General features: G+C 54.2%; 15 protein-coding genes. All 15 read left to right on the forward strand.

Annotation, left to right across the window (positions count from 1 at the left end; all coding sequences use genetic code 11):
* Window positions 1-448: 448 nt before the first annotated feature.
* Entirely contained in the window at window positions 449-805 is a 357-nt protein-coding gene (locus tag AVE30378_RS18555; protein ID WP_129242321.1) for a MarR family EPS-associated transcriptional regulator, read from the forward strand.
* Window positions 802-1,968, forward strand: a complete 1,167-nt coding sequence (locus AVE30378_RS18560; protein WP_129242322.1) for a nucleotide sugar dehydrogenase — start codon at window positions 802-804, stop codon at window positions 1,966-1,968. The genes AVE30378_RS18555 and AVE30378_RS18560 overlap by 4 nt, the downstream gene beginning before the upstream one ends.
* Window positions 1,969-1,988: 20 nt before the next feature.
* Window positions 1,989-2,987, forward strand: coding sequence for a UDP-N-acetylglucosamine 4,6-dehydratase (inverting) (gene pseB / locus AVE30378_RS18565; protein WP_129242323.1), 999 nt, complete (start codon window positions 1,989-1,991; stop codon window positions 2,985-2,987).
* A complete protein-coding gene (gene pseC / locus AVE30378_RS18570; protein ID WP_129242324.1) occupies window positions 2,987-4,153 on the forward strand; it encodes a UDP-4-amino-4,6-dideoxy-N-acetyl-beta-L-altrosamine transaminase in 1,167 nt (388 codons plus the stop codon). The genes pseB and pseC overlap by 1 nt, the downstream gene beginning before the upstream one ends.
* 14 nt (window positions 4,154-4,167) lie before the next feature.
* Window positions 4,168-5,040: an aldo/keto reductase gene (locus AVE30378_RS18575; RefSeq protein ID WP_129242325.1), complete on the forward strand. Its 873-nt coding sequence runs from the start codon at window positions 4,168-4,170 to the stop codon at window positions 5,038-5,040.
* Window positions 5,037-7,064, forward strand: a complete 2,028-nt coding sequence (locus tag AVE30378_RS18580) for an aminotransferase class III-fold pyridoxal phosphate-dependent enzyme (protein ID WP_129242326.1) — start codon at window positions 5,037-5,039, stop codon at window positions 7,062-7,064. Before AVE30378_RS18575 ends, AVE30378_RS18580 begins: the two co-directional genes overlap by 4 nt.
* 91 nt (window positions 7,065-7,155) lie before the next feature.
* The gene (gene pseI, locus AVE30378_RS18585; protein WP_129242327.1) at window positions 7,156-8,226 is read left to right on the forward strand and encodes a pseudaminic acid synthase; all 1,071 of its coding nucleotides are present in this window, start codon (window positions 7,156-7,158) and stop codon (window positions 8,224-8,226) included.
* A 15-nt stretch (window positions 8,227-8,241) separates the two neighbouring features.
* A complete protein-coding gene (locus AVE30378_RS18590) occupies window positions 8,242-9,816 on the forward strand; it encodes a hypothetical protein (protein WP_129242328.1) in 1,575 nt (524 codons plus the stop codon).
* A gap of 8 nt (window positions 9,817-9,824) precedes the next feature.
* Window positions 9,825-11,108: a hypothetical protein gene (locus AVE30378_RS32595; protein WP_165360231.1), complete on the forward strand. Its 1,284-nt coding sequence runs from the start codon at window positions 9,825-9,827 to the stop codon at window positions 11,106-11,108.
* Window positions 11,035-12,372: a lipopolysaccharide biosynthesis protein gene (locus AVE30378_RS18595; protein WP_165360232.1), complete on the forward strand. Its 1,338-nt coding sequence runs from the start codon at window positions 11,035-11,037 to the stop codon at window positions 12,370-12,372. Before AVE30378_RS32595 ends, AVE30378_RS18595 begins: the two co-directional genes overlap by 74 nt.
* Before the next feature lie 37 nt (window positions 12,373-12,409).
* Window positions 12,410-13,645 carry a hypothetical protein gene (locus AVE30378_RS18600; protein ID WP_129242330.1) on the forward strand — a complete coding sequence of 412 codons (1,236 nt, stop codon included), beginning with the start codon at window positions 12,410-12,412 and terminating at the stop codon, window positions 13,643-13,645.
* Window positions 13,646-13,660: 15 nt separating this feature from the next.
* On the forward strand, window positions 13,661-14,617 hold the full coding sequence (locus tag AVE30378_RS18605) for a UDP-glucuronic acid decarboxylase family protein (protein WP_129242331.1): 957 nt from the start codon (window positions 13,661-13,663) through the stop codon (window positions 14,615-14,617).
* Between the two features lie 4 nt (window positions 14,618-14,621).
* Window positions 14,622-15,386, forward strand: coding sequence for a glycosyltransferase family 2 protein (locus AVE30378_RS18610; RefSeq protein ID WP_129242332.1), 765 nt, complete (start codon window positions 14,622-14,624; stop codon window positions 15,384-15,386).
* A 6-nt stretch (window positions 15,387-15,392) separates the two neighbouring features.
* Window positions 15,393-16,331: an NAD-dependent epimerase/dehydratase family protein gene (locus AVE30378_RS18615; RefSeq protein WP_129242333.1), complete on the forward strand. Its 939-nt coding sequence runs from the start codon at window positions 15,393-15,395 to the stop codon at window positions 16,329-16,331.
* Window positions 16,332-16,349: 18 nt separating this feature from the next.
* Window positions 16,350-16,910, forward strand: a complete 561-nt coding sequence (locus AVE30378_RS18620; RefSeq protein ID WP_129242334.1) for a sugar transferase — start codon at window positions 16,350-16,352, stop codon at window positions 16,908-16,910.
* Window positions 16,911-17,057: the final 147 nt, after the last annotated feature.

Below are 17,057 nucleotides of genomic sequence, written 5' to 3' on the forward strand. Positions count from 1 at the left end.
CGCGAAATGCAGTGCCAGACGCTCTGGGGGGGGGGGCGTCAAGTGCAAAACTGTGTACAGAAATCCCCAAACTTTTGTTGTGCGGGGTCTTAGGGACGAGGGTTTATTAGCTCGGCACTGTGCGCGCAATGGAATTTTTACGATCAAGTTTGTTCCCTTCACCTCCGAAGGATGTCTTGCGAATGTTACAATTGGAGTGTTGTGTAATGCTCGAATTGGGGAGCATACTCTTGCGCGCTTGCTGGCCCGTCTTCTTCAAGATTGGCCTCGCACAAGATTTGCGAACGTTGCGCGACAAGTGGTTACTCATATGAGGGGGTGTCTTTAGTTTATTCTAGATAGGCACGTTCAGTTTGTTCATGATTTGAACGAATGCCTTTTCTGTATTTGGGAAGAGCAACGGCAAACGAGTCGGTCCCCTCCTTTTCACTCCGCTTCTAGCTTGTATATGATCGATCACCGGCTCAAATCTCAGGAAGACACGAATTTTAGAGTGATGAAGTGTTTGGAAGAGAATCCGGACATTACCCAACGCGAGCTTGCGAAACAGCTCGGAATCAGCTTGGGTGGTGTCAATTATTGCATCAAGGCCTTGATGGAAAAGGGTTTGGTGAAGATGCAGAATTTCAGCCATAGTAAAAATAAGTTCGGCTATGTATATCTGCTGACGCCTGCCGGTATTTCTGAAAAGGCTGCGCTTACTACACGCTTCCTCAAGAAAAAGATGCAAGAGTACGAGGCTATCCGTATAGAGATCGAGGCTCTGAAGAAAGAAGTGTCAAAAATGAATGGAGCCAATGAATGAAAATTGCCATCGCGGGCAGCGGGTATGTTGGCCTGTCCAATGCAGTACTGCTGGCCCAACACCATGAAGTCGTGGCCCTCGACGTGGTGGCTTCGAAAGTGGATATGCTGAACCGGCAGGAATCTCCAATTGTGGACGCCGAACTCGAACACTACCTGAAGACCAAAAGCCTTAATCTACGGGCGACCTTGGATAAGGCGGACGCCTATCTGGGCGCGGACTTTGTAATTGTGGCGACGCCGACTGACTATGATCCAGAGTCGAATCACTTTGATACTCGAAGCGTTGAAGCGGTCATCAAAGATGTCATGACGCTGAATCCGGAGGCGGTCATTGTTATAAAGTCCACTGTTCCTGTCGGGTACACTGAGAAAACGCGCAGCGCACTGGGTTGCCGTAACTTGTTCTTTTCGCCAGAGTTTTTGCGGGAAGGCAAGGCCTTATACGACAATCTCTATCCGTCGCGAATTATTGTCGGTGAGCAATCGGCACGCGCCGAGATATTTGCAAATTTACTCAAAGAAGGGGCGTTGAAAAAAGACATCCCTATCCTCTACACCAATTCGACGGAAGCGGAAGCCGTAAAACTGTTCTCGAATACGTTTCTGGCGATGAGGGTAGCGTACTTCAACGAGCTCGACACCTACGCAGCTACACATGGTTTGGATTCACGCCAGATCATCGAAGGGGTGGGCCAGGATCCGCGCATCGGCAATCACTATAACAATCCGTCTTTTGGCTACGGCGGCTACTGCTTGCCCAAGGACACCAAGCAGCTGCTTGCTAACTACCGTGATGTTCCACAGAATTTGATCCATGCGATTGTCGAGTCCAACACGACACGCAAGGATTACATCGCTAATAGCATCTTGGCGCGCAAGCCGCGAATCGTGGGTATCTATCGCCTGATCATGAAAAGTGGTTCGGATAATTTTCGTGCGTCTAGTGTTCAGGGAATTATGAAACGCATCAAGGCCAAGGGCGTGGAAATTATCGTGTATGAGCCCGCTTTGATCGAGAATGAGTTTTTCCATTCTAGCGTGATACGAGATTTGGATGAATTCAAGCGACGTTCGGACGTAATTGTCGCCAATAGGATGAGTCCCAAGTTGGTCGACGTTGAGTCGAAGGTATATACCCGCGACCTATTTGGAAATGATTGAAATCAACGGGGTTTAATAAAATGTTTGAAAATAAAACCATACTAGTTACGGGCGGCACGGGGTCATTCGGCAATACCTTCGTTCCGATGACCCTGGCTAAGTACAACCCGAAGAAGATCATTGTCTTCTCGCGGGACGAGATGAAGCAGTGGGATATGGCGAAGAAGTATCAGAAGGATGATCGCATCCGCTTCTTCATTGGTGACGTGCGTGACAAGGATCGGCTTTACCGCGCGCTGGACGGTGTGGACTACGTTGTACACGCTGCAGCGACCAAGATTGTTCCGACTGCTGAATACAACCCGTTCGAGTGCGTGAAGACCAATGTCATTGGGGCCATGAACTTGATTGATGCATGTATCGATAAGGGTATCAAACGGGTTGTGGCCCTTTCCACCGACAAGGCGAGTAGCCCTATAAATCTGTACGGCGCGACCAAACTTGCATCGGATAAATTGTTCGTTGCGGGCAACTCGTACTCAGGCGGACACAACACACGATTTGCTGTCGTTCGCTACGGCAATGTTATGGGGTCGCGTGGTTCCGTCATTCCGTTCTTTATGTCCATCAAGGACAAGGGCGTGCTGCCGATCACCGACCCGCGGATGACACGTTTCATGATCTCGCTGGAAGAGGGAGTGGAACTTGTCTGGCATGCCTTCGAAGACATGGAAGGCGGCGAGATCTACGTCAAAAAGATTCCGTCCATGAAGGTCTCGGACCTGGCGCGGGTCGTTGCCCCTAACGCGAAGCAGGAGGTTATCGGAATCCGACCTGGCGAGAAGTTGCACGAGCAGATGATTAGCGCCGAGGACGCACACTACACGTACGAGTATCCTGAGCATTTCAAGATATTGCCAACGATCAACGAATGGGCAACTTGTCAGAAGCGCATCAAGACTGGGAAGAAGGTGGTTGAGGGTTTCGTTTATGCCAGCGACAATAATAGCGAGTGGATGCGGGACGAAGATCTGCAGGACTGGATCGACAAGAATCGTGAAAAGATCGGAGTCATCTGATGCAATCCATCCCGTATGGCCGCCAACATATCAATCAGGCGGATATCGACGCCGTCGTGCAGGTTCTGCAATCGGATTACCTGACGCAAGGTCCTGCAGTGCCGAAGTTCGAAAGGCTTCTGGCGGACTATTGTGGTACCGCACACGCGCTGGCCGTCAATAGTGCGACATCGGCGCTGCATATCGCATGTCTGGCACTAGATTTGGGGCCAGGTGATTGGCTTTGGACCTCCACGGTCACGTTTGTGGCATCAGCCAATTGCGGCCTGTATTGCGGCGCCCAGGTTGATTTCGTGGATGTTGATTCGCGGACGTACAATCTGTGTCCAGTTGCGCTGGAACGCAAGCTTGAGCAGGCCGAACGGGAAGGGAAATTGCCGAAGGTCGTGGTGCCGGTGCACCTAACGGGGCAGGCCTGTGATATGCGAGTGATCCACGCGTTGGGCCAGCGCTACGGCTTCAGGATTATCGAAGACGCGTCCCATGGAGTGGGCGGACGTTACCGGGACCGGCCGATCGGGGCATGCGAGTACAGCGATATCACGGTGTTCAGCTTCCATCCTGTCAAGATCATCACGACAGCTGAGGGGGGCATTGCGATGACCAATAACGACGGGTTGGCCGAGCGCATGGCGCTTTTGCGCAGCCATGGCATTACGCGGGATCCCGCGAAAATGACGCACGAGCCGGATGGCGGCTGGTATTACCAGCAAATCATGCTGGGCTACAACTACCGCATGACGGAATTGCAGGCTGCATTGGGTGTAAGCCAGATGGATCGTCTGGACGAATTTGTTTCTCGGCGCCATGTGCTTGCGCGCCGATATGACGCTTTGCTTGCGAATTGCGCCGTGACCGTGCCATGGCAGCACCCGGATACATACTCCGGCCTGCATCTCTATGTTGTCCGTGTGCAGTTGGACAAGATCCGCCGTACGCATCGGCAAGTCTTTGACGAGATGCGTGAGAAAGGCATTGGCGTCAATCTGCATTACATCCCTGTGCATCTACAGCCGTACTATGCCTCCATGGGCTTTCAGGCAGGCGATTTTCCCGAAGCCGAGCGCTATTACACGGAAGCGATTAGTTTGCCGATGTACGCGACTTTGCAGGAGTCCGAGCAAGACCGCGTTGTTGACGTGTTGCGTGAGGCGCTGGGCAACTGAGCGGGGGATCTGCGATGAATCAGCGTTTAGCATTGGGAACTGCGCAGTTCGGCTTGGCCTACGGCATTGCTAATCAGACCGGACGTGTCGCGCCGGAAGCAGTCGAGCGCATTCTGGCGGAGGCCAGGTCGGCGGGGGTCGATACGTTGGACACGGCTGTCGCCTATGGCGACAGCGAGTTGGCGCTGGGGGAGGCGGGGGTGGCAGGCTGGCGAATTATCAGCAAGCTGCCCGCGGTTCCCGACAATTGCGGGGATTGCGGCGAGTGGGTGCGCAACCAGGTCGACGGTTCATTGCAGCGTTTGCGCGTCGGCGCGTTGTATGGACTCCTGTTGCATAGGCCCGAGCAGTTGCTAGGTCCCCACGGCCCTGCGCTGGCGTATGCGCTTCGCAGACTGAAGCAAGATGGCGTCGTGGAGAAAATTGGCGTTTCGATCTATGCGCCGCAAGAGCTTGCGACCTTGTTGCAGGCCCTGGATATAGACATGGTGCAAGCGCCATTTAACTTGCTGGATCAACGCATGCTCGAGACGGGCTGGGCGGATCGCCTGAAGACTGCTGGTATTGAGTTGCACGTACGGTCTGTTTTTCTGCAAGGTCTGCTCCTGATACCGCGTGAGTGCCGGCCCGCAAAATTCGACCGCTGGGGTGGCGTATGGCAGGAATGGGAGCGCTGGCTGCGTGCCGAGGGCCTGCTGCCTATGGACGCTTGCTTGCGCTTTGCCTTGGCTGCATCGGCAGTAGATAAGGTTGTGGTCGGTGTGGACAGCGTGGAGCAGCTGCGCGGCATTCTGGATGTTTCACATACGCCATTACGGGATCTACCATCCTGGCCGACGCCCGTAGATACCGATTTGCTCAACCCCGCTCGGTGGACTTCACTATGAAGATCGTAGCGATTGTGCAGGCGCGCATGGGCTCTACGCGCCTGCCCAACAAAGTCATGAAACTCATTGGCGGCACGCCGATGATCGAGTTGCTGCTGGCACGCTTGTCGCACTCACAGGAGATCGATGAAATTGTCGTTGCAACCTCGAACACTAGACAGAACGACCCGTTGGTTAGCCATGTTCGAGCTTTGGGGTACCAATGCCATCAGGGAAGCGAAGAGGATGTATTGGATCGCTACTATCAGACCGCACGGGCAAGTTTGGCCACGACTGTGGTTCGGATCACGGGTGATTGCCCGTTGATGGATCCTGCTTTAGTCGATCAGATGATCCGGGAGTACAAGGCAGCAGGAGTAGATTACTTCTCGAATGTGAATCCTCCGACCTATCCGGATGGTCTAGATATCGAAGTTTTCAGCTTTGCCGTGCTGGAGCGGGCAGCTAAGGACGCATCGGAGCCATTTGACCGCGAGCATGTCACTCCTTATTTGCGAGTATCAAATCGCTTTAGTCAGGCTAGTGCTCAGGGCGAAGAAAATCTTTCGGGATTGCGTTGGACGGTAGACGAACCCGCCGACTTTGACGTGATTTCCCAAGTGTTCGCGCATTTCGCGCCAGAGATTCATTTTACGTGGCAGCAAGTGCTGGATTTACAGCGCACTCGGCCGCAATTGTTTTCTGCCAACAAACAACTTATCCGAAACGAGGGAGCCAATATGGGCACCGGTCAAAAACTTTGGAAGCGCGCCAAGCAGATCATCCCGGGAGGGAACATGCTCTTGTCCAAACGGGCAGAAATGATGCTGCCAGATCAGTGGCCGGCGTATTTCAGCAAGGCGAAGGGCTGCCGGGTGTGGGATCTGGACGGTAACGAGTACGTTGACATGTCGTTAATGGGCGTGGGCACAAACAGTCTGGGCTATGGTAATCACGAAGTCGACATGGTGGTGCGCCAAGTGGTTGAGCTTGGAAACATGACGACCCTGAATTGCCCCGAAGAAGTTTACCTGGCCGAGAAGCTGATCGAAATGCATCCTTGGGCCGACATGGCGCGATTTGCCCGGTCGGGTGGTGAAGCCAACGCGATCGCCATTCGCATCGCACGTGCGGCGTCCGGCCGCGACAAGGTTGCGGTTTGCGGCTACCACGGCTGGCACGATTGGTACCTGTCGGCGAACCTGGGCGAAAATGAGAATCTTGCGGGCCATTTGCTGCCAGGCTTGGAACCAAATGGTGTACCGCAGAACCTGCGCGGAACAGTATTCCCTTTCACCTACAATAACTACGCCGAGCTTGAAGCATTGGTAAGCGCCCACGATATCGGTGTCATCAAGATGGAAGTCGTGCGTAATAAGGGCCCGGAGGACAACTTCCTTCAGAAGGTTCGCAAGCTGGCCACTGATCGCGGTATTGTGCTGATTTTCGACGAATGTACCTCGGGCTTCCGGCAAACGTTTGGCGGATTGCACAAGATGTATGGGGTTGAGCCCGACATGGCTATATTCGGCAAGACGCTGGGCAACGGCTACGCGATTACCGCGACAATCGGCCGCCGCGAGATCATGGAGGCTGCTCAGTCCACCTTTATCAGCAGCACGTTCTGGACGGAGCGTATCGGCCCCGCCGCAGCGCTCAAGACGCTTGAAGTGATGGAGCGGACCAAGTCTTGGGAGACGTTAACCAAAATCGGCCTGGGTATCCGCGAGAGTTGGCAGAAACTGGCCGACAAGCATCGCTTGAAGATCGACCAATGGGGTCTGCCGGCCCTGACGGGCTATACATTTCAGAGTCCCAATGCGCTGGCCTACAAGACGCTGGTGACTCAGGAAATGCTTGCAAAGGGCTATCTCGCGGGCAACAGCGTGTATACCTGCACAGAGCATACCCCGGAGATCGTCGAAGGGTATTTCGCAGCGCTTGATCCGGTTTTCGCGCTTGTGAAGGAATGCGAGGACGGCCGAGATGTGATGGGATTACTAAATGGTCCGGTTTGCCATGGCGGGTTCAAACGACTGAACTGATCTAGCGCCGGGTTCCTCCGCTAACGCGCATGCCGGGCTTGATCAGATCAAGGCCAGCGTGAATTGTTGTGAAGTTTTCAGAGTAAATGCTATGTCTAGTACACCGAGCCTGCACATTGCCGGACGGCGCATCGCCGCCGATGCACCTCCGTATGTGATCGCCGAGCTTTCCGCCAACCACAACGGGCAGCTCGACATAGCACTACGTATCGTCGAGGAAGCGCACAAGGCCGGCGCGGACGCGGTGAAGCTGCAGACATACCGGCCAGACACCATTACGCTGGACTGTGACACCGATGATTTTCTGATTCACGGCGGTCTATGGGACGGCCGCAGGCTATACGACCTGTATGAAGAAGCGCACATGCCGTGGGAATGGCATGCGCCCCTGTTCGCCCATGCGCGCAAACTAGGCATCAGCATTTTCAGTTCGCCGTTCGACAGTACCGCCGTCGATTTGCTGGAAGACCTGGATGCGCCTGCATATAAAATCGCATCGTTCGAGGCAATCGACCTGCCGCTGATCAAGTATGTGGCCAGTACAAAAAAGCCCATGATCATTTCAACCGGGCTGGCCGACGCGCAGGAGATCCAGGAGGCCATTGATGCGGCGCGTGCGGGCGGCTGCGAGGAGTTGGCGATCCTTCACTGTGTCAGTGGCTATCCCGCACCGGCCGCCGACTATAATTTGCATACCATTCCGGACATGATGCAACGGTTCGGGCTGGTGACGGGCCTGTCCGATCACACACTGGACAACACCACTGCCATCGCAAGCGTGGCGCTGGGCGCAGCCATTATTGAGAAGCATTTCACGCTGGACCGCAGCGCAGGCGGGCCTGACGACAGTTTCTCGCTCGAACCGGTGGAAATGACGCAGCTCTGCCACGGTGCGCGAACGGCATGGGAGGCCATTGGCCGAGTCGAATATGGGCGCAAATCCAGTGAGCAGGGCAACGCCAAGTTTCGCCGTTCGCTATATTTTGTGCAGAATCTGAAGGCCGGTGATGTTATTTCGGCGGCGGCGATCCGCAGCGTACGGCCGGGCTTTGGATTAGCGCCCAAGCACACAGAGGCCGTGATCGGGAGGCGAGTCACGCGAGACGTGCAGTTCGGAACTCCGGTGAATTGGAGTTTGGTCGATGTGGCACCGCAGGACTGATTGAGCCTCGGACTTATGCGTATTGGTTATGCGAGCATCTACAGTTGGCGTCCGCACGTAGAGCATCTTTACTATTTGGCCGGTATCACACGCGATGCGGGTCACTCTGTGTCGTTTCTAGCTTGCGATGGCGATTTGAGCGGCTGCTACCCGAAGGCGCTCCATCCAGAGCGTAGCGGCTGGGTGCACTGCCTGCGTTGCCGCGCGGGCAATATCCGTTCCTTTTCGGCTCGCGACTGCTGTTCGATCGGCTCTCTCGCAGACGATACAGTGCCGGTTTCGGAGGGAGCCTACGAAGGGTGCCTGTCCAGTGCGAGCACGTTAGGGCGCTTCGAATCGGACTCCGATTTCCAAAGTCCGGCGTTCCACGCGATCGTGCGCAGTTTGGCGGCTGGTACGCAGAAGGCCTACTCTGCTGCGTTGCGCTGGATTGAACGGGAACGCCTGGAAGCCGTGTGCCTCTTTAATGGACGCATGGACGCGACCCGCGGTGTCATGGAAGCGGCGCGTAGTGCCGGAATCCCTTTTGTCAGCCTGGAACGCACGTGGTTTGGCGATGGCGTGCAGTTGTTGCCGAATGAGAATTGCCTTGGATTGAATGGCGTGGATAGGATGATGACGCAATGGCGCATGCGTCCACTTACGCGCGACCAAGCGCTACGCGCTACACGCCATGTTGCTGCGCGGTTCTTACGCCGCAACGACAAGGAATGGCGCGCTTACAACGTCTCTGCCCGGACCGTGGAATGGCCGCAGGCGGATTCTGCCCGGCGTGTCTTGCTGGTACCCGGCAGCCGCAATGAGATCTGGGGTCACCCCGATTGGGCTTCTGTGTGGCCGGAGCAGACAGCGGCCTATGATGCTCTGATTGACCGCTTTAATCTGAAGCCGTCTGAACTGGTATTGCGCTGTCATCCCAATTGGGGTGAGCGCATTGGAACTGCCGATGGTAGTAAGGCGGAGCGCTATTACACGGACTGGGCGGCTCGCCGTGGGGTGCACTGCATCGCAAGTACCGATACGGCAAGCACTCTGGGTTTAATTGAGAGGTGCGACGCGCTCGTAGTCGCGGGGGGATCTGCCGCCCTGGAGGGCGGGATCTTGGGCAAGCAGGTCATCGCGATGGGTCCGTCAATTTATCAGCAGGCAGGCTTTCAAAGCGACGCCATGTCGCCCGATGCATTGCAAGGCTTGACGTTGACCCCAGCCTCGGACACCCTGACTAGCGTGCGCATCGCGCGCCAGACTTTACGTTTCGCATATACCATGGCCTATCGCGTGCCGCAGTATGTGGAGTACGTGCGTAGCGTCACCGCGACTAGGTACGAGTATCGAGAGGGTGCCGACGCGGGTCGCCTGATAGACATGTTCCGCAATGGCGTTATTCCTGCCGACGATGCGACCTACGCCGCAGATGAGAGCGGCGAGGACGATGTACTGGCGATGGTCGCGCGTCGCGAGTGGGAGGCACTGCATGAATTGGGAGGTGCCAACGTGCAGGGATCAGCTATACCCCGTCATGTGCATCGCCGGTGGATGTACCGCCCCATAGACATTATTCGCGACGCGTTCCCGCGTGGCGATCGTTAAAGATAAGAATGAAGAAAATTCTGCATTCCTTGCGTTATGGCGCTATGTCGCACCTGTGGCCGTGGCTGTCGTCAACGATGGTAAGGCTGGGCGGCCCCAGAGTCGCCGCGTATTTGAGTTATCTGAGCATCGATTGGGGGCGGATGGACAAGGACAGGACGGTTCTATGTTTGTCCCGAGAGTCCTTTGTGAAGGATGTGGCTGAGTTGCGTAAGCGTTCGTCTTTTAACTATCCGATGGTGATGGGGGGATTCACGCGCTTCCAGATGGTATGGACGCCCGCTTCTATGCAGATACAGACCTTCTATCAACGCCACGTTGCCGATAACCCCCGTGCGTTGCGCCAGAGCGTCGCGTATGCGCGTCACCTCGTCCGCCTAGTCAGCCGAAAACGGCCTGTGAACGCGATTTTATCGGCCAATTTTGACTATTGGCAGGACAATGGTTTTAAACAGGTCGCTAAGGAACTAGCGATTCCGTTTCTAGTGCTTTCTCGAGAGCACCCCATTATTCCAAAGGTGTGTACGGAGGTGATTCGTTGGTATCGCGAATCCGAATACAGGTTTGAGGGCTCGGCGATCGCGGTCGCGGGGCGTTCTACTCGAGACGTCACGATGGCCGTGGGCACAATCTGCCGGCCGGACCAAATAACAATTACTGGGCTCCCTCGCTACGATGCATGGCAGGACGTAGATACTTCGTTGCCGATCAATGATCGGCCCTTGATTACGTTACTGACTTTTACTGAAGGGTACTACGCCGACAGCACATTCAAGGAGGTTCTGCAGCTATTTTGCGAGGCCGCAGTGGTGCATGGGGGCGCAGGGGTGGAATTCGTGATTAAGACGAAAGATGTAGGCGACACGGTAGCCGTTCATAAGATGATGGCCAAAATGAACCTGCATAGCGCCGCACGTTGTGACCATGAGCTGAATCTTTTCGATGTGCTTCCCAAGTCGCGCTTGGTCATAAACTACAACTCGCTATCGTTGGTGGAAGCTGTGATGGCGCGGGCCAATTCGGTGAGTCCAGCATGGGGTGAGTGTATGGATTGCGGCGACTTAGTCATGTATCCGTCGGACCGCGAGAATGTTTCCCGTGTACTGGGGTTCGCTCGCACGCCAGGCGAGCTGCTGGCGGCAATCGCCGCAAGCGTGCAAGGCGAAACACCGCCTATTCCGGTCGAATTCGTGCGGGCGTTCATTGATGAATACATCCATGTCCCTACCGATGGCAGCTATTGCGCCGAATTTGAGCGCTTTCTGGTCGCATACTCCGGCCCGGCCAGGTAAGGCTAAAGGGACACGCGTGTACTTTAGAAGCGTATCGATTTATCTGATCTTCAATGTCTTGTCGGCGATTGTGCCTATTATGGCGATGCCTGTCCTCACTCGCTATCTGACGCCGGCGGACTATGGCCTGTTCACGATATTCACCATTGTGAGTATGTTCGCTGGCAACGCGTTCCGGCTAGAACTGAACATGGCCTTGAAGCGGGAGTACGTAGAAGCACCCCAGAAGTTCTCGCCGTACCTTAGTAGTGCAATTGTGTTTTCGACGATTATGCTTGTGCCTTATGCCTTGCTTGTCCTTTTGTTGTGGCCATTTTTCGATACCTTTTATGGCATTGCATGGCAATGGCTGTTTTTGATTGTGCTTCTGGTGTACTTCCGATTTAGCGCAATAGTTTTGCATCATCTGTGGCAGATTACGAACCGAGCGCTCCCCTTCGGCATTTGGGGGTTGGCGGGGAATATACTATCGTATGGCCTAGCTATATTATTTATACTCCGGATGGGCGCTGATTGGCGGGCCAGAGCTTGGGGGGAGTGGATCGCCGCCTTGGTCGCGTTTCCGCTGGCCATTTACTATCTGCGTAACCAATATCAGCTTCGTTGGGCGTTTGATCCTACCTTAATGAAAAAAATGCTGCGTTTCAGCCTTCCGTTGCTGCCCAGCGGATTGATGAGTTATGTATTCATGGTTTCCGACCGCATGTTCATTGCTGAGTTCAACGGTGCGCACGAGCTGGGGCTGTACAGTGTCGCGCTGCAGCTGGCTGCTGCGGCCGGTCTGGTATTTAGCGCCGTCCTGCCGGCGTGGGAATCGTGGGTATTTACGCGTTTGGGCAGTGTGGATGGAAAAGCAATAAGAAAGATCGTGGCCCGCTTGTTCGCCATCTTCCTTGGCATGTGCATTTTGATTTTGATTCTACCGGGAATGCTCGGATTTTTGATGCCCTACCTCACCTCCAAAGATTTCTCGTCGGCTCGAGTATTCTTGTTTCCGTGTCTACTGGCGACAGCCTGTGCCGGTATGTTCAACATGATTTCCGCTGTCTTGGTTTTTATGCGGCAAACTGCCGTAGTGGCTTATGTTAACGTCGGTATGGCTATATTCAATTTCTTGTGTCTATATGTATTCGTATCTAATTGGGGAGCCGCTGGCGCGGCCTACGGCTTGGCGCTGACATTTGTGGTCGGAGGCGGAGCGCTCTTGTGCTGCATGGTCAAGCTGAGAGCACGAAACGTGCTGCATATGGGATCATCCACATGATTTCGGCTATAAATAAGGACAGCCGAGGGACGGTGGCATGAACGCGAGCGCCTTAGTGGTAACGCCGAAGACCTTTGTTATGAGGGCGTCTGTCCTGTACGCACTTCTTGGCCTGGTGCAACTATTGCACATCACTGTCATAGCCGATTTCGATATTCGCAGCCTTCTGGTGTGGGAAGGGACGGTGATACTCGGTACCACACTGCTGTTGCTTATCTACCTCCGAATGGGCGGTGGCGTCGAATGGCCGATGTTTAATGTGCGGATATTCAAATGGTTGTTTCTAATCGCTGCTAGCGTTACATTGGTATGCAGTCGAGCACCTTATATTTTCGTATATCTGGAAAAGGGACTGTATTTGACGCGATTGGATGCCTCCGTTGGTGGGGGAGGGTGGTACTCTGCATTCTCGATATTGTTTTATCCGCTGTGCATACTTCTCGCATTTATTGATATTCCGAGAAAAAAATACTACGGCTATGTCGCATTAATGTTAGTCGTTGTTGCGGTGGATTTCATCATTATAGGTACTCGGAATGCACCTTTATTTGTACTGCTTTTCCATCTGTTGATGCTGCGCATTCGTTTTTTTCGATTTGGACCAATCTGTATGATGGCCGGATTAATGGTTTTGATGGTGGTGTTGGTCGACTATCAGACGCGGGGGCGTTCGCTTGACGTAATGACGGTAGGCTGGGACTGGGGTGCCACAATTAAATATTCATGGATTTTCGACAATATGCCGGCTCGGTCTGATGTCGTGTCATCAGTCGAAGAGATGTTTCCCTCGCTGCTTCCTATGATTTACCTGACCCAGTATTTAACGCACTCGATGGCAGAATTCGGTGCCGTACTGTCTGATGCGTCTTTGCATATTCTTGGATCTGCTCTGTACTTTGAGGATCAAGTGTGTCTCGTTCTTGGCTGTAACCGCCAAGCCATTCAGGAGGCAATTCAGGGGATAAACCCGCGAGCCGGAACTTATCAGACTCTCTATGCATCGCTGTTGTTGGATTTTGGATTTGGTGGCGCCTTGATTTTAATTTTGCTGCTGCTTATTTACTTGCTGAGCGGCAAAATAAATAATCTGGCGTCTGGATTCGTGGTTTATATGGTGATGGTTGTATTGGTATCCGGCATCGACAATTATATCTATAACGGCTTGGGTGTATGGCGGTTCGGAATATTTATCGTGCTTTGGTACGTCCTGTCGCGGCACAGTACGCTATTGGCAGCGTACTCTCGCCCAAGCGGCAAGCCATCTAGTTATTGAATCTGTGGGGTTGATGTGAAAAAAATACTGGTTACTGGTGGATCTGGCTTTCTTGGGTCGCACTTGTGTGAGCGTCTTTTGGCGCAGGGTAATGAAGTTTTATGCGTCGACAATTTTTTTACCGGATCGAAGCAGAATATTGTTCATCTTTTTTCCAATCCGTATTTTGAATTATTGCGTCACGACGTGACCATTCCACTATATGTGGAGGTCGACGAGATCTACAATTTGGCATGCCCCGCCTCTCCGGTCCACTACCAGTTTGATCCGGTTCAGACATTGAAGACCAGCGTACACGGCGCGATCAACATGCTAGGTTTGGCTAAACGCCTCAAGGCAAAGATTTTCCAGGCATCGACCAGTGAGGTTTATGGTGATCCGGAAGTGCATCCGCAGAATGAAAGTTACTGGGGGCGTGTTAATCCAATTGGTATCCGATCGTGCTACGACGAAGGTAAACGCTGTGCAGAAACACTGTTTTTCGATTATCACCGTCAGCACGCTTTAGATATCAAAGTGGCTCGTATTTTTAACACCTACGGCCCCCGTATGCATCCCAATGATGGTCGTGTGGTCAGCAATTTTATCGTGCAGGCGTTGAAGGGTACGGATATTACTATTTATGGTGAAGGCCGGCAGACTCGCAGCTTTTGCTATGTGGACGATCTGGTGGAAGGGTTTATCCGGCTAATGAATTCACCAGACACCTTAACTGGCCCGGTGAACCTGGGGAATCCTGGGGAGTTTACTATTCGCCAGCTGGCCGAGAAGGTGCTGGAACTGACTGGCTCGTCCTCCAAGCTGGTTTTTAAGCCACTGCCGCAAGACGACCCGCAGCAACGGCAGCCCGATATTTCTTTGGCGCGCGAACAGTTGGGGTGGGCTCCAACGATTGAGTTGGAAGCTGGTCTAGTTAAAACAATCGTCTATTTCGATAAGTTGCTTGCGGTTGAACCGAGCGGAGCGGCGTGACCCCATGCCAGTCGTGAATGCTCATAGAGTTTCCATCATTACGCCTGCCTATAAAGCGGCGCAGATTATTGGAGAGACAATAGAGTCGGTACTCGGTCAGACATATTCCGACTGGGAAATGCTGATCGCGGAGGACTGTTCGCCCGACAATACCCGTGACGTAATTCGGGAATGGGAGAAAAAAGACCCCAGGATAAAGCTGGTAAGCATGCCAGCGAACGGCGGTCCAGCGATGGCACGTAACGAGGCTCTTGCCCACGCAACCGGTGGCTGGATCGCTTTTCTGGATAGCGACGACGTCTGGTTGCCCGAGAAGCTGGAGCGTACAATGGCGTACGCTAGGGCGAACGGCTCCGCGCTGACTTATACCGGATTCCGCCGTATGTCTGCCGACGGGGTGCGTACGGGCAAGCAGGTCCATGTGCCACGGACGTTGTCGTACCACGCCTTGTTGGGTAATACGGCAATCGCTACCTCTACGGTGCTCGTCAACCGCACCGAGGTGGGTGACTTGCGCATGCGAAAAACCTACTATGACGATTTCGATTGCTGGCTGCAGATACTAAAGCCGGGACGTATAGCATACGGACTGGATGAGGATCTGATGCGCTATCGCGTTCTGAGCCAATCGGTGTCGCGTAACAAGCGGCGCTCTGCCATGCATGTCTGGCGAGCATATCGGGAGCTGGAAAAACTCAGCGTGCTGAAGTCGGCTTGGTACTTCGGCCAGTATGCGCTGAGAGGCTTGCTCAAGTATCGTCAATTTTAAGAAGCCATGGATACGAGCAGGGTGTTGGTGACGGGCGGCACGGGCTTCGTCGGCCAAAGGGTGGTACGCGATCTGCTGGAAGGCGGGGGGCATTTGCGCCTGCTAACCCGTAGACCTGTGGCGGACCCGCGTTTCGAAGTTAGCAACCTCCCGGACATAGCGGACGATGTGGCCTTGCGCATGGCGATGGCGGGTGTGGACGTTGTCTGCCATCTGGCCGGGCGGGCCCACGTGCTTGGGAAGGCACCAGCGGACCATGAAGCCCAGTTCGAGAAGGTGAATGTCGACTGGACTCGCCGCCTAGCGAAAGCGGCTTTTGAAAGCGGGGTGCGCCGGTTTGTATTCGTCAGTTCTGTTGGGGCCGTGGCGAATTACAGCGTCCCGGGCGAGCCGCTGCACGAAAACAGTGCGTGCCGGCCTACGACACCGTATGGAAAATCGAAGCTGAAAGCTGAGGGCGAACTTGCGATTCTGGCCGGGCAATGCGGTGCGGAACTTGTGATTGTGCGTCCACCGCTGGTGTATGGCAAGGGAGCCCCCGGCAATATGGCGCGGCTAGCTCGCTGGGTGAACGCGGGAATTCCGTTGCCGCTAAGCAACATTTCTAATCAGCGCAGTCTGATTCATGTGGATAACCTATCCAGCGTATTGTGCGCGTGCATCACTAAGCCGCAAGCTGCTGGACATGTGTTTCATGTGCGAGACGCCTACGATTATTCTACCCCGGAGATCCTGCGGCGCGTCGCCCTAGCGTTGCATCGGCCTGTCCACTTATTCCCAGTTTGGCAGCCGCTTTTGCGTACCGCGGCAAAATTCGCGGGCCAGAGTGCCGCATATGAACAGTTGTCGGGATGGTTGCAGGTAAATGATTCCCTTGTACGGAAGATTCTTGGCTTCCAGCCCGCAGAGCTGCCTTTCGAACTGTCTGATGCCGTTAGTAAATAACAAATTCTCCATTCTCCTGTGAAACGCCTATTCGATTTTTGCTTGGCCTTGTTGCTGTCGCTATTGCTGGCGCTGCCGACCTTTATTGTTTTCCTTGCTGTCCGCCGGACTTCGCCGGGTCCTGCCCTTTACTGGTCCGACCGCGTAGGCCGGGGTAATCGGATTTTCCGCATGCCGAAATTCCGTACCATGCGGGTGGGAGCGCCTATTGTGGCCACACATTTGTTGCCCGACCCCAGCGCGCTGCTAACGCCGATCGGGTCGTTCTTGCGCCGAAGCAGTCTCGACGAGCTGCCTCAATTGTGGAGCATCCTTGTCGGAAATATGAGTTTTGTAGGCCCACGTCCAGCTTTGTTTAATCAGGAGGATTTGATTCAATTGCGTACCGAGCAAGGCGTGCACGAACTGCTACCCGGGTTGACTGGCTGGGCACAGGTAAATGGGCGCGACGAGCTTCCTATCCCGGAGAAAGTCAAATTGGACGTGGAGTACCTTTGCCGCAAGTCTTTCTGGTTTGATTTGAAGATAATCTGGATGACGGTGTCGAAAGTGCTTCGGCAAGATGGCGTTTCACACTAGGCATGACGGGGACAAGAGATGTTGACTAGCCTGGCTAAACCCATGCTTGGTATGCCGCGGGCGGCCAAGAGGCAATGTCCCAGGCGTAGTTGAAGGTTGAAGGCGGCGGTTCGCCAGTGGAATCCGAGAGAATCGGGTTTCCAGGAC

Origin of the sequence: Achromobacter veterisilvae, from assembly GCF_900496975.1 — a bacterium.
Classification (GTDB): Bacteria; Pseudomonadota; Gammaproteobacteria; order Burkholderiales; family Burkholderiaceae_B; genus Achromobacter; species Achromobacter veterisilvae.

Excerpts from the sequence above, each read along its gene's own strand:
- pseC (WP_129242324.1), top strand. The coding sequence starts at position 2,987 with ATGCAATCCATCCCGTATGGCCGCCAACATATCAATCAGGCGGATATC.
- AVE30378_RS18590 (WP_129242328.1), top strand. The coding sequence starts at position 8,242 with ATGCGTATTGGTTATGCGAGCATCTACAGTTGGCGTCCGCACGTAGAG.
- AVE30378_RS18600 (WP_129242330.1), top strand. The coding sequence starts at position 12,410 with ATGAACGCGAGCGCCTTAGTGGTAACGCCGAAGACCTTTGTTATGAGG.
- AVE30378_RS18580 (WP_129242326.1), top strand. The coding sequence starts at position 5,037 with ATGAAGATCGTAGCGATTGTGCAGGCGCGCATGGGCTCTACGCGCCTG.
- AVE30378_RS18595 (WP_165360232.1), top strand. The coding sequence starts at position 11,035 with ATGTCCCTACCGATGGCAGCTATTGCGCCGAATTTGAGCGCTTTCTGG.
- AVE30378_RS18555 (WP_129242321.1), top strand. The coding sequence starts at position 449 with ATGATCGATCACCGGCTCAAATCTCAGGAAGACACGAATTTTAGAGTG.
- AVE30378_RS18610 (WP_129242332.1), top strand. The coding sequence starts at position 14,622 with ATGCCAGTCGTGAATGCTCATAGAGTTTCCATCATTACGCCTGCCTAT.
- AVE30378_RS18560 (WP_129242322.1), top strand. The coding sequence starts at position 802 with ATGAAAATTGCCATCGCGGGCAGCGGGTATGTTGGCCTGTCCAATGCA.
- AVE30378_RS32595 (WP_165360231.1), top strand. The coding sequence starts at position 9,825 with ATGAAGAAAATTCTGCATTCCTTGCGTTATGGCGCTATGTCGCACCTG.
- AVE30378_RS18575 (WP_129242325.1), top strand. The coding sequence starts at position 4,168 with ATGAATCAGCGTTTAGCATTGGGAACTGCGCAGTTCGGCTTGGCCTAC.
- pseB (WP_129242323.1), top strand. The coding sequence starts at position 1,989 with ATGTTTGAAAATAAAACCATACTAGTTACGGGCGGCACGGGGTCATTC.
- AVE30378_RS18615 (WP_129242333.1), top strand. The coding sequence starts at position 15,393 with ATGGATACGAGCAGGGTGTTGGTGACGGGCGGCACGGGCTTCGTCGGC.
- pseI (WP_129242327.1), top strand. The coding sequence starts at position 7,156 with ATGTCTAGTACACCGAGCCTGCACATTGCCGGACGGCGCATCGCCGCC.